Here is a 16141-nt window from a genome sequence, read left to right on the forward strand (position 1 = left end):
TTAGTGGGCGACGGCAGCAGCGCCGTGTTCGTCGATGAGTGCGCCGTTGTGGAAACGGTCGATGGAAAACGGTGCAGCCAATGGGTGCATTTCACCCTTGGCCAGACTCGCGGCAAACACGTTGCCCGAGCCAGGCGTTGCCTTGAAACCACCGGTGCCCCAACCGCAGTTGAAGAACATGTTCGGCACCGGGGTTTTCGAAATGATCGGGCAGGCGTCCGGCGTGGTGTCGACGATGCCGCCCCACTGGCGGTTCATGCGCACCCGCGACAGCACCGGGAACATCTCGACGATGGCCTGGATGGTGTGCTCGATCACCGGGTACGAGCCGCGCTGGCCGTAGCCGTTGTAGCCGTCGATACCGGCGCCGATCACCAGGTCGCCCTTGTCGGACTGGCTGATGTAACCGTGCACGGCGTTGGACATGATCACGCTGTCGATAATCGGTTTGATCGGCTCCGACACCAGCGCTTGCAGCGGGTGGGATTCGATCGGCAGACGGAAACCGGCGAGCTTGGCCATGTGCCCGGAGTTACCGGCAGTGACCACGCCGACGCGTTTGGCGCCGATGAAACCCTTGTTGGTTTCAACGCCGATGCACACGCCGTTTTCCTTGCGGAAACCGATCACTTCGGTCTGCTGGATCAAGTCCACGCCGAGGGCATCCGCCGCGCGGGCAAAGCCCCAGGCCACGGCATCGTGACGCGCGACGCCGCCGCGACGTTGAACGGTCGCCCCCATTACCGGGTAGCGGGTGTTTTTCGAGCAATCGAGGTACGGGATCTCGTCGGCCACTTGCTTGGCGTTGAGCAGTTCGCCGTCGACGCCGTTGAGGCGGTTGGCGCTGACCCGACGCTCGGAATCACGGATGTCCTGCAGGGTGTGGCACAGGTTGTAGACGCCACGCTGGGAGAACATCACGTTGTAGTTCAAGTCCTGCGACAGGCCTTCCCACAATTTCATCGCGTGTTCATACAGGTGCGCCGACTCGTCCCACAGGTAGTTGGAGCGCACGATGGTGGTGTTGCGCGCGGTGTTACCGCCGCCCAGCCAGCCTTTCTCGACCACGGCCACGTTGGTGATGCCGTGCTCTTTCGCCAAGTAATAGGCGGTCGCCAGACCGTGCCCGCCACCGCCGACGATAACCACGTCGTAGACCTTCTTCGGCGTTGGCGTGCGCCACATGCGCTGCCAGTTCTCGTGGTGGCTGAGGGAGTGTTTGAAGAGGCCGAAGCCCGAATAGCGTTGCATAGTCATTTACTCCAAACCGCTCAGCGATAAACCGGGTAGTCGGCGCACAGTGCCGCGACGTTCTTGGCCACATTCGCTTCGACGTCGGCGTCACCGAGGTTGTCGAGGATGTCGCAGATCCAGCCGGCCAGCACTTCGCACTGGGCGACCTTGAAGCCACGGGTGGTGACGGCCGGGGTGCCGATGCGCAGGCCCGAGGTCACGAACGGCGATTGCGGGTCGTTCGGCACCGCGTTCTTGTTGACGGTGATGTGGGCGCGGCCAAGGGCGGCGTCGGCATCCTTGCCGGTCAGGCCCTGACGGATCAGGCTGACCAGGAACAGGTGGTTGTCGGTCCCACCGGACACTACATCGTAGCCACGTTTGATAAACACGCTGGCCATGGCCTTGGCGTTGTCGATCACTTGTTGCTGGTAGGCCTTGAAGCCTGGCTCCAGCGCTTCCTTGAAGCACACCGCTTTACCGGCGATGACGTGCATCAACGGGCCGCCCTGGGCGCCGGGGAATACCGCGGCGTTGAGCTTCTTCTCGATTTCTTCGTTGGACTTGGCCAGGATCAGCCCGCCACGCGGACCGCGCAGGGTCTTGTGGGTGGTGGTGGTGACCACGTCGGCATACGGCAGCGGGTTCGGGTACAGACCGGCGGCCACCAGACCCGCGACGTGGGCCATGTCGACGAACAGCAGCGCACCGACCTTGTCGGCGATCTGGCGGAAGCGCGGGAAGTCCAGGGTCTTGGAATAAGCGGAGAAGCCGGCAACGATCATCTTCGGCTTGCACTCGACGGCCAGACGCTCGACTTCGTCGTAATCGATCAGCCCGGTGTCGGTGTTGATCCCGTATTGCACCGCGTTGTAGAGCTTGCCCGAGGACGACACTTTCGCGCCGTGGGTCAGGTGGCCGCCGTGGGCCAGGCTCATGCCCAGAATGGTGTCGCCCGGCTTGATCAGCGCCAGGTACACGGCGCTGTTGGCCGAGGAACCGGAGTGCGGCTGGACGTTGGCGTAATCGGCGCCGAACAGTTGCTTGGCACGTTCGATGGCCAGCGCTTCGACTTTATCCACATGCTCGCAGCCGCCGTAGTAGCGCTTACCCGGATAACCTTCGGCGTATTTGTTGGTCAGGCCGCTGCCTTGCGCTTGCATCACGCGTTTGCTGGTGTAGTTTTCCGACGCGATCAGCTCGATGTGATCTTCCTGACGTTGCTCCTCGGCATTCATCGCCGCCAGCAGTGCATCGTCGTAACCCTGGATCTGGTCTTGCTTGCTGAACATCGCGTCTCTCCCAGCGGCGGCGGTGCGCCATTTTGTCTTGGTCAGGCACGCGGCTTGCGACGGTGCCCTTTGATGCGATGGTATGACCGGCGCAGACAGCTCAAATGCCTACGGACGCCACGCAAAGGTGCGTTTACGACATGGCGGGAAATGACTCGGAGAATGCATTCCCCTGTAGGAGCTGCCGAAGGCTGCGATCCTTTGACCTTGACTCTTAAAGATCAAAAGATCGCAGCCTTCGGCAGCTCCTACAGGGGATATGCGATCAAGTGGCGAATGCCGAGCAACAGGAGGAAATGCGAGGGATAGAGCGCGTACGCCCAGCGGCGCATGGGCAACGGATGGATAGAACTGGAGTGTCGCAACAGGAACATCCCGAGCAATGGCGCCATCAGACACGCCGCGATGCCGAACACCGCCACGTAGCTGCCAAACGCCGCCGCCTCATACAGCACCTGCCACTGATTGCCCGCCAGACACACCAGCCCCGGCAGCAGGCCGAAGTACCAGGGGCGACGGAATACCAGCAGCAGCGCCAGCGGCAACAGCACACCGAAGAAACCGAACATCAGTCGCTCTGGGAACAGCACCGCGAGCAACAGACTCGCTGCGCCGAGCAGTCGCGATACCAACGCTCGATCCTGCCACCCTCGCGCCACCAGCAAACCGAGCGCCAGCGTGGGCATCACGTTCAAGGTGTCGGGATCAGGAATGTACAAGCGGTAGGGAATTTCACTCACCGCACTGAACAGCAACAGCCAGCCCAGATAGCGCCACTCGGTCTTCTGCGCCCCGGCGCGGGCCAGATTCGCCGCCATCGCCAGGCAGAACCACGGGAATGCCATCCGCCCCAAAACATACAGCCAATCGGCGCTGATCCCGACATATCGCAGGTGATCGAGCAGCATGCTCAGCAGCGCCAGCCACTTGAGCAAATCCAGCGCGCCGTCGCGTTTAGTCACGTGCATAATCGGGCCACAAACTGGTAATTTTCTGACAGCGACATCCCGTGTGCTCCCCGGAAGATCTTCGGTAAAGTGCGCACCCTCATTGACCACGAGCCTTCACAAGAGTCTCGACCACGGAAGCCGGCCATGACCGACAAGAGCCAACAATTCGCCAGCGACAACTACTCCGGTATCTGCCCTGAAGCCTGGGCTGCCATGGAACAGGCCAACCACGGCCACCAGCGCGCTTATGGCGACGATGAATGGACCGCACGCGCGTCCGACGATTTCCGCAAACTGTTCGAAACCGACTGCGAAGTGTTCTTCGCCTTCAACGGCACCGCCGCCAACTCGCTGGCGCTGTCGTCGCTGTGCCAGAGTTACCACAGCGTGATCTGCTCGGAAACCGCCCACGTCGAAACCGACGAATGCGGCGCGCCGGAATTCTTCTCCAACGGCTCGAAATTGCTGATCGCCGGCACTGAAAACGGCAAGATCACTCCGCAGTCGATCCGTGAAGTCGCGCTCAAGCGCCAGGACATTCATTACCCGAAACCGCGCGTGGTGACCCTGACCCAGGCCACCGAAGTCGGCAGCGTCTACACCCCGGAAGAAGTCCGTGCCATCAGCGCCACCTGCAAGGAACTGGGCCTGCACCTGCACATGGACGGCGCGCGTTTCTCCAACGCCTGCGCGTTCCTCGGCTGCTCGCCAGCCGATCTGACCTGGAAGGCCGGCGTCGATGTGTTGTGCTTCGGCGGCACCAAGAACGGCATGGCGGTGGGTGAAGCGATCCTGTTTTTCAACCACAAACTGGCCGAAGACTTCGACTACCGCTGCAAGCAGGCCGGGCAACTGGCGTCGAAAATGCGTTTTCTGTCGGCGCCGTGGGTCGGCATTCTCGAAAACGACGCCTGGCTCAAATACGCCCGCCACGCCAACCATTGCGCGCAGCTGCTGGCTGAACTGGTCAGCGACATCCCCGGCGTCGAACTGATGTTCCCGGTGCAGGCCAACGGCGTGTTCCTGCAACTCTCCGAACCGGCCATCGCCGCCCTGACTGCAAAGAACTGGCGCTTCTACACCTTCATCGGCAAGGGCGGCGCACGTTTCATGTGCTCGTGGGACACCGAAGAAGAACGCGTACGCGAACTGGCCCGCGACATCCGCGAAGTCATGTCGGCCTGATTCCTTGGCGAATGAACGCCTGGATGAGGGGATCTCCTGTAATCAAGTGACTCCCTGTGGCGAGGGAGCTTGCTCCCGCTGGGCTGCGTAGCAGCCCCAAAACCTGAGTGGGCGGTTCGTCAGACAAACCGTATTGCCGGGTTTACGACTGCTGCGCAGCCGAGCGGGAGCAAGCTCCCTCGCCACATGTTCACTTCGCCGCCCCTATCGCGACAGCTGCCTGGTCTACATTGTCTGTCGAGCCTCCGCTCACATAACAATAAGCAGGAGCATCGGCATGTCGTTAAAAGGAAAAACCCTGTTCATCACCGGCGCCAGCCGGGGCATTGGCCGTGAGATCGCGCTGCGGGCCGCGAAGGACGGGGCCAATATCGTCATCGCCGCCAAAAGCGCCGAACCCCACGCCAAGTTACCCGGCACCATTCACAGTGTCGCGGCGGAAGTCGAAGCCGCCGGTGGTCAAGCGTTGGCGCTGCAGCTGGATGTGCGCGATGACGACGCCGTCCGCCAGGCGCTGGCCCAGGCCAACGAGCATTTCGGCGGCATCGATGCGCTGGTAAACAACGCCGGGGCCATCAAGCTTACCGGTGTGCAACACATCGAACTCAAGCGCTTCGACCTCATGCACCAGATCAACACCCGCGCCGTGCTGCTGTGCAGCCAGGCGGCCCTGCCCTATCTGAAAAAGTCCGCCGGGCACATTCTCAACCTGTCACCGCCGCTGAATCTGTCGAGCAAGTGGTTCGCCCAGTTCAGCCCTTACACGGTGACCAAGTACGGCATGAGCATGCTGACGGTGGGCATGAGCGAGGAATTTGCCAGTTACGGGATCAGCGTCAATTCGCTATGGCCACAGACGATGATTGCCACGGCGGCGATCGAATTTCAGTTGGGCAATCGGGAGTCGTTCAAGCAGGCGCGCACGCCAGCGATCATGGCGGATGCGGCGCATGTGATTTTGTGCAGCCGCCAGCGGCAGATCACGGGGCGCTTGCTCATTGATGAGGAGATTTTGCGAGAAAGCGGTGCGACCGAGTTCGATCATTACCGCTTCGAGCCGGACAGCGACGCAGCACTGATGCCTGACCTTTTCGTCAATTGAAACACTGCCCCTGTAGGAGCTGCCGAAGGCTGCGATCTTTTGATCCTGTTTTTAAGATCCAGATCAAAAGATCGCAGCCTTCGGCAGCTCCTACAGGGGTAATTTCGTCAGAATTCGATTCTGACGTCGCCTTTAGGCACGCTGCAGCACGACAAGATAAACCCTTCCGCCTCGTCGTCTTCGGTAATCCCGCCGTTGTGCTCCATCTCCACCTCGCCCCCTAGCTTCAGCACCTTGCACGTCCCGCAAATCCCCATGCCGCAGGCTTTCGGAATCATCAGCCCCAGCTTGGCTGCCGCCGCATGCACGGTCTCACCCGGTGCCACACGAATACTTTTGCCGGACGCGGTGAACTCAACCTGATGCAGATCCGCCGCATCGATTTCCGGCGCATCGGCGGCCTGTTCGGCTTGTTCCACCGCGTCGGCGCGAGCTTCCGGTGGCGTGGCGCCGAAGGATTCCTCGTGATAACGCGACATGTCGTAGCCGGAGGCTTCGAGCAGGCGCTTGACCGCGTTCATATAAGGCGTGGGGCCACAGCAGAACACTTCGCGCTCAAGGAAGTCAGGAACCATCAGCTCCAGCATCTTGTGATTCAGATAGCCGCGATAGCCGGCCCACGGCTCGCCCAGCCCGTGCTTCTCGCAGATCAGGTGCAGGCTGAAGTTGTCGATGCGCGACGCCATGTGTTCCAGCTCGCGGTGGTAAATGATGTCTTTCGGCGAACGGGCGCTGTGGATAAACGTCATGTCGACGTTGGCGTTGGTGTCGTAGAACCAGCGTGCCATCGACATGCATGGGGTGATCCCCACGCCACCGCTGAGATACAGCACTTTCGGGCTCGGGAAGTCGATGGCATTGAACAACCCCACCGGCCCGTGCACCGCCAGTTCCTGGCCTTCGTGAAGGGTGTCGTGCAGCCAGTTGGAGACCTTGCCGCCCGGCACGCGCTTGATGGTTACCGAGAAGCTGTACGGCACCGACGGCGAACTGGAAATGGTGTACGAACGCATGATCGGCTGGCCGTCGATTTCCAGCTCCAGGGTCACGAACTGCCCGGGCTTGAAGAAGAACAGGATCGGCTGGTCGGCCATGAAGCAGAAGGTGCGCACGTCCCAGGTTTCCTGGATGACTTTGACGCAACGGACGATGTGTCGGCCATTGGCCCAGGTCTGGGTGGTGACCGGATTCAGGAAGCTGTTGGACATGCTGTTCTCCACGGCCGACTGTCGGCCTTCATGTGGCGATTCTGCGTATAGCGTGAACCGCCCGTTTACCTATCCGCGACATCGGCATACTTATCGCGACCAGCCCCCAACCACCGGGGGTTGCGCGTCGGGAACAGATTGCACCATGTCGCCCATGGATAAGGTTCGCGGCAGCGCCGGCCCCACACTCGCCTCACACCAAGACGAATCCTTTACACCTTGCGTAGCACCCCTGATCAGCCACTTTTCATCGGCCACACAGAATGGCCTCGAGGATCACATCGATGGACGTCACCGCAAAAATCAGCCTGGGCGATCCGCTGGAACCCGCACGCAAGGCCACCGCACAGATGCTGCAAGAGCGCGAGCGCACCTTTTCGCTGCCGCAACCGTTCTACAGCGATGAGCGCCTGTTCGATATCGACATGCAGGAGATCTTCCAAAAAGAGTGGTTGATCGCCGGCATGACCTGCGAGATCCCGGCCAAGGGCAACTACCTGACCCTGCAGGTCGGCAAAAACCCGATCATCGTCATCCGTGGCGCTGACGGCGTAGTCCACGCCTTCCACAACGTCTGCCGCCACCGTGGCTCACGCCTGTGCACCAGTGAAAAAGGCAAGGTCGCCAAACTGGTCTGCCACTACCACCAGTGGACCTACGAGCTGGACGGCCGCCTGCTGTTCGCCGGCACCGAAATGGGCGCCGACTTCGACATGAAGCAGTACGGCCTCAAACCGGTGAACGTAAAGACTGCCGGCGGCTACATCTTCATCAGCCTGGCAGACAATCCGCCGGCCATCGATGACTTCCTGTCGACGCTGAACCACTACATGGAACCGTACGACATGGAGAACACCAAGGTGGCGATCACCACCACCTTGATGGAAAAGGCCAACTGGAAACTGGTGCTGGAAAACAACCGCGAGTGCTACCACTGCAACGCGTCGCACCCGGAACTGCTGAAAACCCTGCTGGAGTGGGACGACGTCACCGACCCGCGCGCCGATCAGGCGTTCAAGGATCACGTCGCCGCCTCCGCCGCGGCGTGGGAAGCCGAGAAGATCCCTTACGCCCACGCCAGCTTCGGCCTGCGCAACCGTATCGTGCGCATGCCGCTGCTCAAGGGCACCGTGTCGATGACCCTCGACGGCAAACAGGGCTGCGCCAAACTGATGGGCCGGATCAAGAACCCGGACCTCGGCTCGATGCGCATCCTGCACCTGCCACACTCGTGGAACCACTGCATGGGCGACCACATCATCGTCTTCACCGTGTGGCCGATCAGCGCGCAGGAAACCATGGTCACCACCAAATGGCTGGTGCACAAGGATGCGGTTGAAGGTGTGGATTACGACGTCGAGCGCATGCGCCAGGTGTGGGACGCGACCAACGATCAGGACCGACGTCTGGCCGAAGAAAACCAGCGCGGGATCAACTCCACCGCTTACCAGCCTGGGCCGTACTCGAAGACCTATGAGTTTGGCGTGGTCAACTTCGTCGACTGGTACAGCGAACGGATGCTGAGCAACCTTGGCGCCGAGCCGGCACCGTACCTCAAAGGCGTGCCGGTCCAGGGCTAAAAGCCAAGGCAAAGGCTTCGCGAGCAGGCTCGCTCCCACATTTGGAATGCGTTCCAACTGTGGGAGCGAGCCTGCTCGCGAAGAGGCCGGCGCAGTCACCGCCTCATTTGGATGACCACCTCACACTGCCATCCTCACCAATAAACTCCTCAAATATCTCCTCTCCCACCAACCTGATTTTCGCGTACCCGTTCAGCACCCGAGCCGGATACGCCGGGTCCTTCGCATTTTGCGTCTCCGACCACAGCACCCGCGAATGCCCGTCCAGCTCGCTGGCATTGCCGTAGGGAATCGCCCCGTGCCCGGCGCAGCGCGCGTGCAGGCCACCCTGTTGCGCGTAGACGATGCCGTTGTGCAGATGCCCCCAATACCAATAATCCGGCTCGCGCCCCAGCGCATCGCACACCGGTTGATACAGCGCGGTCTTGTTGTGCCCGGAAATATCGAAACCCTGGTGATGGCTGAGCACCATGATCTTTTTGCGTTTCGGCAGGCCTTTCATCCACACGATCTGCGGCTCGTTGAGGGTGCCGTCCATGTACAGGTTCATCGCGTCCGAGGCGTACGCCGAGTCCAGCCCGACCACCAGCCAGTCGTCGTTGATCAAGGCGAAGTAACTGGTGCCCTGCTGCCCCGGAAAGCGCTTGGCCAGTTCCTTGAAATAACCGTGGGCACCGCTGTACATCTCGTGATTGGAGTTGAGGGTGAACGAGCCGTGGCTGCCCATCGGCCAACCGGCCATGTCGACGTCTTCCTGAGAATGGCTGCCGGCGTAGTAGACGTCGCCCAGATGGATGGTGAAATCAGCCTGGGCCAGTTGCATCTGGTTGGCGACTGAAACCGCCGGCGCATGACTGTCGAAAGGGCCGGTGCCCCAGTCGCCAGCAATCGCCAGGGTCACGTCGCGCTCCATCTGTACCACCGCCGGGTCGGTGCCGAAGGTCGCGTGATGGCGCAGGTTTTCGATCCACTTGAGCAGCGCCTCGCTCCACAGCAGATCCAGCAGTTCCCATTTGCGACAGCCGAGCAGGCTGCCGTCCTTCAGCACCCGGGTTTGCAGTTGATCGCTCGACTGCGGCAACGGCGTGGCATTGCCGATGCGCAGGATCGACAAACCGTGGGACAGCTCCCAGGGGACGCTCGGCTCGTCGTCCGGCAACTCGCCGTTTTTCAGCACGTACTGCGCCTGATCGTGACCACGCTGGAGCAACTTGATAATGGCCTCGAACTCCTTCGGTTCAAGTTCGCTGATGAGCTTCATCCAGGCCATTTCCATGCGCGTGAACAACCCGTGAATGCGCACTTTGACCTTGTCGTATTCGTGTTTCAGATGACCGACCGCTGACATGGCGTAATCCTCTATCCGTAAGGGCTCACAGGGTTTTCATGAATTCGATCAGCGCACGCTTGTCGGCGTCCGACAGCTGCGTGCCATACAAGTGACCGGTGTTGTGGTTGCCCTCCAGCCGGGTGTCGTATTTGAAGTCGGCCGAGGCTTTGGCTTGCGCGCCGCGGGTGACGAACCCGACATTGATCGGGTCGTAGACGTCGGAGCCGGTGATGAACACCTGCGGACGTTTCTCCGGCGGTTGCAGCAGATCCCACAGGGTCGGCACCGAACCGTTGTGCAGGTACGGCGCGCGCAGCCAGATGCCGTCGGTCGGCGTATTGCTGTAGCTCTGGGTCTTGCGATACGCGCCGAAGTCGAACGGCGGTTTCTTGAAGGAGTGGAATGCGTTCACCAGACCGGTGGTGAACGAGTCCAGCCGATGGGGGTCGGTGCCCAGTTGATCGATGTTGGTGGTCACTTGCCCGGTGTCGGCACGTCCGAAGTCGTGACACGCGGCGCAATTAGCGTCCCAGATCGGTTTGCCCTGGGCGACTTTCGCCTGATCCAGTGCCCACGGCCACGCCGGCGCCTTGTGCCCGAGCAGCCAGTTGGTCACCCGGTTGAAGCTCGGCGGCAGCACCGATTCCGGCGTCGCGCCCACGGCCATCGCGGCGGCGTAGTTGCGTTCGTGGATCTTGTTGTTATTGCCGTCCCAGTGCAGGTACATCGATTCCCGCGGTTTCTGGTTCCACACTTGCGGCAGGTCGACGGTGCCGATGGTCGAGTCATCCGGGAAGCCGAACACCACCATTTTCGTCGGGTTGAAGGTGTCGGTGCGGCCCGGGCCTTGTTGCGGCCGCAGCTTCTGCCAGGCGTAGGCCTGCTTCTGTTTGAGCAAGGCGCTTTTCGCCATCGGGATGATCAGGTAGCGGTTGTAAAGCTTCTCGAAAAAACCCAGCTGGAATTTGCTGTTGATCGCCGCCATCACCGCGTCGGTGGTGAATTTCGGATCGCTGGCGCAATCGTAGGCGTACCACTGGAAGGCTTGCAGTTGCAGGGTGTTGGCCGGCGCACTCGGCACATTGACCGCGACGTCGCTGGCATTGGCCCGGTAGGAACCGGTGTGGCACAGCGCGCAGTTCGGCTCCACGGTCGGGTAGCCGATCTGCCGCTTGGCCATGCCGATCGGCAGATCCTTGCCGTTCTCATAGAGAAAGCCGAAGACTTCCCAGCCGCCGGGTTTGGGCATTTTTTCCGGGCACATCTGCGGCAGCACGGCGAACAGGTAATACGGGATGCGCGCTTCGATCCCCAGGCCGATGGCGGCGTATTTGTAGTGATCTTCATCGGAGGCGTATTCCTGCTCCGGCACCACCCGCAGCATCTGGTACCAGGTTTCGTAACCGATGAAACCCAGCACGGCCAGCACCACCAGCGTGCCGACCTTGAAGCCGTGGTTCTGCCATTGCCGCGCCCACGCCGCACGCCACTCGCGCCAGCCATCGCACAGCAGCGCCCATGGCCGGTTCGCCGGTGCAGTGCCGAGGTACAGCAGAATGCCGAGGATCAGGAAGAAGCTCAGATCGCCCAGCAACATCGGCACAAACACCGAGCCCTGGATGCTGGTGTTGATCAGGTAGATCCAGAACACCACGGCGATCAGCCGCGTCAGCACGCACAACCAGGAATGCACCACGTAACGCGGCGCGTTGAAGCCCGACGGCATGTAAAACACGCTGATGCCCACCAGCAGCATCCCGGCGTTTTCCAGCCACGGGTCAGACAGTTGCGGCGGCAGACCGACCACCGATGTCAGCAACCCCGGCGCGAACAGCGCCGGGATGGCGAACACCATGTTCATCGCAATGCCGAGCCAGATGAAGCGTTGAAACCAGCGGATGTAGCTGTCCATATCATCCATTTCCTTGTGCAGACCTGAGAAAGAAATCCACTGCTTGATCGGCCTTGGTGGCGAGGGAGCTTGCTCCCGCCGGGCTGCGAAGCGGCCCTAAAACCTGCGAATGCGGTTTTCCTGCAACACCGCATCTGCCGGGTTTACGACTGCTGCGCAGCCGAGCGGGAGCAAGCTCCCTCGCCACAGGGACTTCATCAACCGAGGGCAGTTTTCTCCAGGTGTTCAAGGATGATCGGATACACATCCACCACTGCGTTCTTGCCGAACATGCAATCGATGTGGCCATAGCCCGGCACCACATGCCGGCTGTAGCGCTCCGGCCCGTGGACTTCGCATACTCGCTGGTAAGTCTTGAGGGTGCTTTCCGGCAGGTAACACTGGTTCTCCGCGCCGCTGATAAAGCAGATCGGCATCGTCAGCCGATCGAAGTGCGGCATGTACACATCGTTGCCTTTGAAATCCACCAAGTGCCCTTTGCGCACGATCAGCGCCAGGTGCTCGAAGGTCTCGATGTTCGACTCGCCGAACAGCTCGTGCAGGTTGTCGTGCAGGGTTTCGTTGAGGGTGTCGTGGCGATACAGCGAGGCGTACATGAAGGTGATGCGGTGACACACCGGGTTGGTGCAATAACCCTGCGCCTCGATCCGCGCGTAGCCATTCAGCGCCTTGTCGTAGAGTTTGTTGAACCAGTTCTCCTTGCTGTCGGCGTAAGCCGTCATCGATTTGATACCGATCGCATCGAGCATTCCCGGCAGGTGCAGTCCGGCCTTCAACCCGGTCGCGGTGGCAACCACGGTGTCAGCGGCAATCTGCGAGCAGACCACCGAGCGCACGCCTTGCAACCCGGCCAGCAGCGACATGAAGAACGTCGTTGCGCCATAGCAATGCACCACGCACTGCACGTCTTTGGCCTGAGTCTCCTGCTGAATCTGTGCGATGGCCGCCTTGAAGTCGTACTGGGCGATCTGGTCGCCGTTCCATTCCTTCTTGCTCGCCGGCAACAGAATGCTCACGCGGAAGTCCAGCAGCCACACGTCATAATCGTGTTTGCACAGATACTCCAACAGGTTGGTCTGGATGGTGTCGGTGGAGAAGATGTTCGAACCGACACCCAGGCCATGCACCAGCATCACCGGGCCTTTGCTCCCGGCCTGATAACGGCTCAGGCGCAGCTCGACGCCGTCCTCGGTGGGGAAGAAATGCACCGCCGGGGTCGGCGCATCCAGCGGCCGTTTCAGCCGCGGCGGCGCGTCGGGGTTGAAGTATTTGTCACCGGCGAAGACCCCGCCGTAACTCTCCCAGAGGATCCCGGCGAAGAACTTGCCGAAGCGTGCCAGGCCTTCGATGCGCTCGCGCTCGTTGCGCGCGTTGAGCACTTTCATGGTGGTCATCTGCTTGGCGAAATCGGTCGGATGAATGTGCATCACCCCGGAGCCGATCACCTCGCCCGACTTGTCCGGCCCGCGATACAGCGTCACGTACAGGGTGCTGGTGTCGTGCCAGATGTTCAGCACGCCGTTGTCTTCCGGCACAGTCTTGAAGGCGCTGAAGAAATAGTCGTTGCCGTCCTCGGCGCTCAGTTTCATGTCGTATTTCATGTGCCGCGTGTCGACCTGCTGCTCGAATTGTTCGAACAAGTTGAACACCCCGTTGCTGGCGGTCAGCGGTTGTGGCGACAGTGCCGGAGCGTTGACCGTGCCGACGATGGTCGCGGCGTGTTCCGGTTCCTTGATCATCCGATTGAGGTCGTTGGCGGTGATGGTCAGGGTGAAGTCGATCGGCGAGTTGTCTGCCTCGCCGCGTTTGGCCGCCGCTTCATAGACTTTCAGATCGGTGCTTTGCGCGGCGGTGAAGGCCCGGGAGAAATAGCCCTTCATGGTTTCGGTGAACTGCACCCCGAGGGTCGGCGGCGCCACTTGTTTGCGCGGTGCCGACGGCAGCGTGTAGTCGATCTGCCAACCGCGGTCGGCGGCGAGCAGGCCCATGTTGCGCTCGCTCACGGCGGAGATGGTCAGCAGCGGATTGACCGCCAGCGAGGTCGGGATCACCGCGCCATCGGTCACGTACAGGTTGGCGTAGACATCGGTGCCGGCCGCGCCGCTGAACACCTGGCCCTTGTGATTGACCACGCCTTGCCCGGCGTCCTCGCCCATCACGCAACCGCCCAGCGGATGCACCGAGACGATGCTGTGCTTGAGCAGTTTGGTCCAGATCGGGTTCTCTACCCAGATCCCGCCCAAGGCCTTGGTACTCTGGTACAGGCGTTCGTTGCCGAGCTTGAAGTTTTCCTGTTCGCCGACGCCCGGCCAGTCGATACGCAACTGGTCCTTGTTGTCGAGAATCATCCGTCCCTGGCCGCTGTCGTGGCTCATGATCAGGTAGGTCTGCATGTTGTGCAGCGCGCCGTAATACGGGCCGCGCAGGAAGCTTTCGGCCTCGCGTTCCTTGTAGCCAAGCTTGCCGCTGAAACTGTCGTCGGTGGGCTTGCCGATCAATTCGGCGAACCCGGCCATGGCCGGCACCATCGGCCGGCCGAGGGCGCCGGGGATCGAGCCTTCCTCGATGACCATGCGGCTGCGCCAGTCACCTTCGGTGCGCATGTCGATGACCGAGGTGATGCACGGGCCGACCGGGTGCAGTTCCTTGGCCGGATGCGCGCCGAAGCCGATGCCATTGATGGTCTGTTCACAGTTGTGGCCGAAACCGAGGATGTCGCCGTTGCCGCTCATGTTCTCGCCGAGCTGGCCGGACATCACCAGGCCCTTGTCCCGCGAACGCAGCAGAATCTCGGTGGAGCCGAGGGTGCCGGCGGAGACCACGACGATATCGGCCTTAACAAACAGCGTCGGCGCGTCGAATTTCTCCCGACCGCTGTCGAGGTACTGGAAGTGCACGATCCAGCCATCGCCGTCGCGCTCCAGATGACGCACCTCGGCCTGACAGAAAATCTCCGCGCCGTGGTTCCAGGCGTCCGGCAGATAGTTCATCAGCGTGGTGTTCTTGGCCTTGTTGTTACAGCCCGAGACACAGTCGCCGCACTGGTTGCACGGCAGCTGTTCGACGCCGACGTGGTTGAGGTTGTTCGGCAGTTTGTCGAAGGTCACGTTGATCGGTGGCTTGTAGAAGTGCGCGCCTTGCTTGAGGTAGTCCGCAGACTTCTTGTTGGCGTCGAGCTTGGGCAGGTTAGGTGAAGTGTCCGGATAAGGATTGGGCTTGAGCATTTCCCGGGCACGGGCATAGCCGTCCTTGAGCAGGGTGTCGCGGTGTTCCCGCACAGCCAACGGCCAGCGCGGGTCGTCGAACACGCCGGGCTCAGGTTCCAGGGCCACGTTGGCATTGATCAGCGACGTACCGCCGAGGCCACAACCGACCACCACGTTCTGCTGGGCGTTGACGTGCAGATCGAACAGCCCGGTGCGCGAACCGATATGACCATCCGGGTCATGCACCTGCAGCTCTTCGGTGGCGGCAATCATGGTGTTGGGATATTCCCCGGGCTGGATTTCCCGTCCGCGCTCGAGCAGGCACACCTGCTTGCCGGCCCGGGACAGGCGCGACGCAGCAATGCCGCCGCCATAGCCGGAGCCGATGACGATCACGTCGTAGTGTTCCTTGATCTCGCTGATGGGCGTTGCGATGCGTGTCATGTGGGTGTTCCTCTCTCAGGCAGATGGGGCAACTCTGCGGTTGCCTGCAATCAATGGGCGAACGGGCACCTGGCCTCCGGGGCGAGCCCGGCGACAGCACAGCAGCTGGAGCAGAAGGGTCGCTACAGACGAGCGTGTTGATTGGCCGCACGACGTAACGTGCGTTTGCGTGGCGAGGGGGTCAGACGATGTGGGCGGCTATCCATCATGCGTTCTCCCAGAACCTGATGTGGATAAGTGACGGCTGTCCTTATGCCATTGCAGTGAAGACAGCGCCGGAATCGAAGTCAAGGCAACGCCTTAGAACTGTATGAAATGTGATCAATTGCCATTTGGACTATGACCGGCGGGGCTTGCAGGGGTCGACGAACAAGTTATCCACATAGCCACCCACAGCAAATGGGGGTAACTGTGCAAGGAAGGAAAAACAAGTGGCTGATTTGTGGAGAAAAATCGTGACTTATCCAGAAGTACGGTTTGCAGGACGAATTGGTTGTTTTTTGAACACATCCTTGTAAGCCACGTATTGCATGGCCTGCAGAGGATGGCGAACACCTTATCCACAGAAGCGCCAACAGACTCAGGGGGTAACTTTGCCTGCGCTGTGGAAAAGCGCTGCAGCCCTCGAATAATCGCGGTTTGCACTGGGATTGTTCATTGGAAAAGCGCAATTGATCAGTTTTTGATCATTCGCGTGCA

Annotated in this window: 10 protein-coding genes; 3 read left to right on the forward strand and 7 right to left on the reverse strand. The window is 61.0% G+C overall.

The window, feature by feature from the left end:
* The 3 genes from J5M57_RS25990 to J5M57_RS26000 all read right to left on the reverse strand — a co-directional run bounded on the left by J5M57_RS25990 (nucleotide 1) and on the right by J5M57_RS26000 (nucleotide 3493).
* Complete coding sequence (locus J5M57_RS25990) at nucleotides 1-1251, reverse strand: sarcosine oxidase subunit beta (protein ID WP_003206307.1); 1251 nt, start codon at nucleotides 1249-1251, stop codon at nucleotides 1-3.
* Between the two features lie 20 nt (nucleotides 1252-1271).
* Nucleotides 1272-2525: a serine hydroxymethyltransferase gene (gene glyA / locus J5M57_RS25995; RefSeq protein WP_207848431.1), complete on the reverse strand. Its 1254-nt coding sequence runs from the start codon at nucleotides 2523-2525 to the stop codon at nucleotides 1272-1274.
* A gap of 248 nt (nucleotides 2526-2773) precedes the next feature.
* On the reverse strand, nucleotides 2774-3493 hold the full coding sequence (locus J5M57_RS26000) for a TraX family protein (protein ID WP_207848430.1): 720 nt from the start codon (nucleotides 3491-3493) through the stop codon (nucleotides 2774-2776).
* Nucleotides 3494-3619: 126 nt separating this feature from the next.
* On the opposite strand from J5M57_RS26000, the gene J5M57_RS26005 reads away from it, so the two are divergent.
* Nucleotides 3620-4660 (forward strand): low specificity L-threonine aldolase, encoded by a 1041-nt coding sequence (locus tag J5M57_RS26005; protein WP_064589557.1) that lies wholly within the window; start codon nucleotides 3620-3622, stop codon nucleotides 4658-4660.
* Between the two features lie 277 nt (nucleotides 4661-4937).
* Nucleotides 4938-5762: an NAD(P)-dependent oxidoreductase gene (locus J5M57_RS26010; protein WP_207848429.1), complete on the forward strand. Its 825-nt coding sequence runs from the start codon at nucleotides 4938-4940 to the stop codon at nucleotides 5760-5762.
* 107 nt (nucleotides 5763-5869) lie between these two features.
* On the opposite strand, the gene gbcB is transcribed toward J5M57_RS26010, so the two are convergent.
* The gene (gene gbcB / locus J5M57_RS26015; RefSeq protein WP_207848428.1) at nucleotides 5870-6970 is read right to left on the reverse strand and encodes a hybrid-cluster NAD(P)-dependent oxidoreductase; all 1101 of its coding nucleotides are present in this window, start codon (nucleotides 6968-6970) and stop codon (nucleotides 5870-5872) included.
* Between the two features lie 284 nt (nucleotides 6971-7254).
* On the opposite strand from gbcB, the gene gbcA reads away from it, so the two are divergent.
* Nucleotides 7255-8550 carry a glycine-betaine demethylase subunit GbcA gene (gbcA, locus tag J5M57_RS26020; RefSeq protein ID WP_083367711.1) on the forward strand — a complete coding sequence of 432 codons (1296 nt, stop codon included), beginning with the start codon at nucleotides 7255-7257 and terminating at the stop codon, nucleotides 8548-8550.
* Nucleotides 8551-8653: 103 nt separating this feature from the next.
* On the opposite strand, the gene J5M57_RS26025 is transcribed toward gbcA, so the two are convergent.
* From J5M57_RS26025 to J5M57_RS26035, 3 genes are all read right to left on the reverse strand, one after another.
* Complete coding sequence (locus J5M57_RS26025) at nucleotides 8654-9898, reverse strand: metallophosphoesterase (RefSeq protein WP_207848427.1); 1245 nt, start codon at nucleotides 9896-9898, stop codon at nucleotides 8654-8656.
* A 25-nt stretch (nucleotides 9899-9923) separates the two neighbouring features.
* Complete coding sequence (locus J5M57_RS26030; RefSeq protein ID WP_207848426.1) at nucleotides 9924-11792, reverse strand: hypothetical protein; 1869 nt, start codon at nucleotides 11790-11792, stop codon at nucleotides 9924-9926.
* 197 nt (nucleotides 11793-11989) lie between these two features.
* Complete coding sequence (locus J5M57_RS26035) at nucleotides 11990-15442, reverse strand: GMC oxidoreductase (RefSeq protein WP_207848425.1); 3453 nt, start codon at nucleotides 15440-15442, stop codon at nucleotides 11990-11992.
* Between the last annotated feature and the right edge of the window lie 699 nt (nucleotides 15443-16141).

The organism is Pseudomonas sp. 86_A (assembly GCF_017491705.1).
Taxonomy (GTDB): Bacteria; Pseudomonadota; Gammaproteobacteria; order Pseudomonadales; family Pseudomonadaceae; genus Aquipseudomonas; species Aquipseudomonas koreensis.

What these genes read in the sequence shown, in the direction of transcription:
- J5M57_RS26035 (WP_207848425.1), bottom strand. Translation starts at nt 15,442, where the DNA reads ATGACACGCATCGCAACGCCCATCAGCGAGATCAAGGAACACTACGAC.
- gbcA (WP_083367711.1), top strand. Translation starts at nt 7,255, where the DNA reads ATGGACGTCACCGCAAAAATCAGCCTGGGCGATCCGCTGGAACCCGCA.
- J5M57_RS26005 (WP_064589557.1), top strand. Translation starts at nt 3,620, where the DNA reads ATGACCGACAAGAGCCAACAATTCGCCAGCGACAACTACTCCGGTATC.
- glyA (WP_207848431.1), bottom strand. Translation starts at nt 2,525, where the DNA reads ATGTTCAGCAAGCAAGACCAGATCCAGGGTTACGACGATGCACTGCTG.
- J5M57_RS26030 (WP_207848426.1), bottom strand. Translation starts at nt 11,792, where the DNA reads ATGGACAGCTACATCCGCTGGTTTCAACGCTTCATCTGGCTCGGCATT.
- J5M57_RS26010 (WP_207848429.1), top strand. Translation starts at nt 4,938, where the DNA reads ATGTCGTTAAAAGGAAAAACCCTGTTCATCACCGGCGCCAGCCGGGGC.
- gbcB (WP_207848428.1), bottom strand. Translation starts at nt 6,970, where the DNA reads ATGTCCAACAGCTTCCTGAATCCGGTCACCACCCAGACCTGGGCCAAT.
- J5M57_RS25990 (WP_003206307.1), bottom strand. Translation starts at nt 1,251, where the DNA reads ATGCAACGCTATTCGGGCTTCGGCCTCTTCAAACACTCCCTCAGCCAC.
- J5M57_RS26000 (WP_207848430.1), bottom strand. Translation starts at nt 3,493, where the DNA reads ATGCACGTGACTAAACGCGACGGCGCGCTGGATTTGCTCAAGTGGCTG.
- J5M57_RS26025 (WP_207848427.1), bottom strand. Translation starts at nt 9,898, where the DNA reads ATGTCAGCGGTCGGTCATCTGAAACACGAATACGACAAGGTCAAAGTG.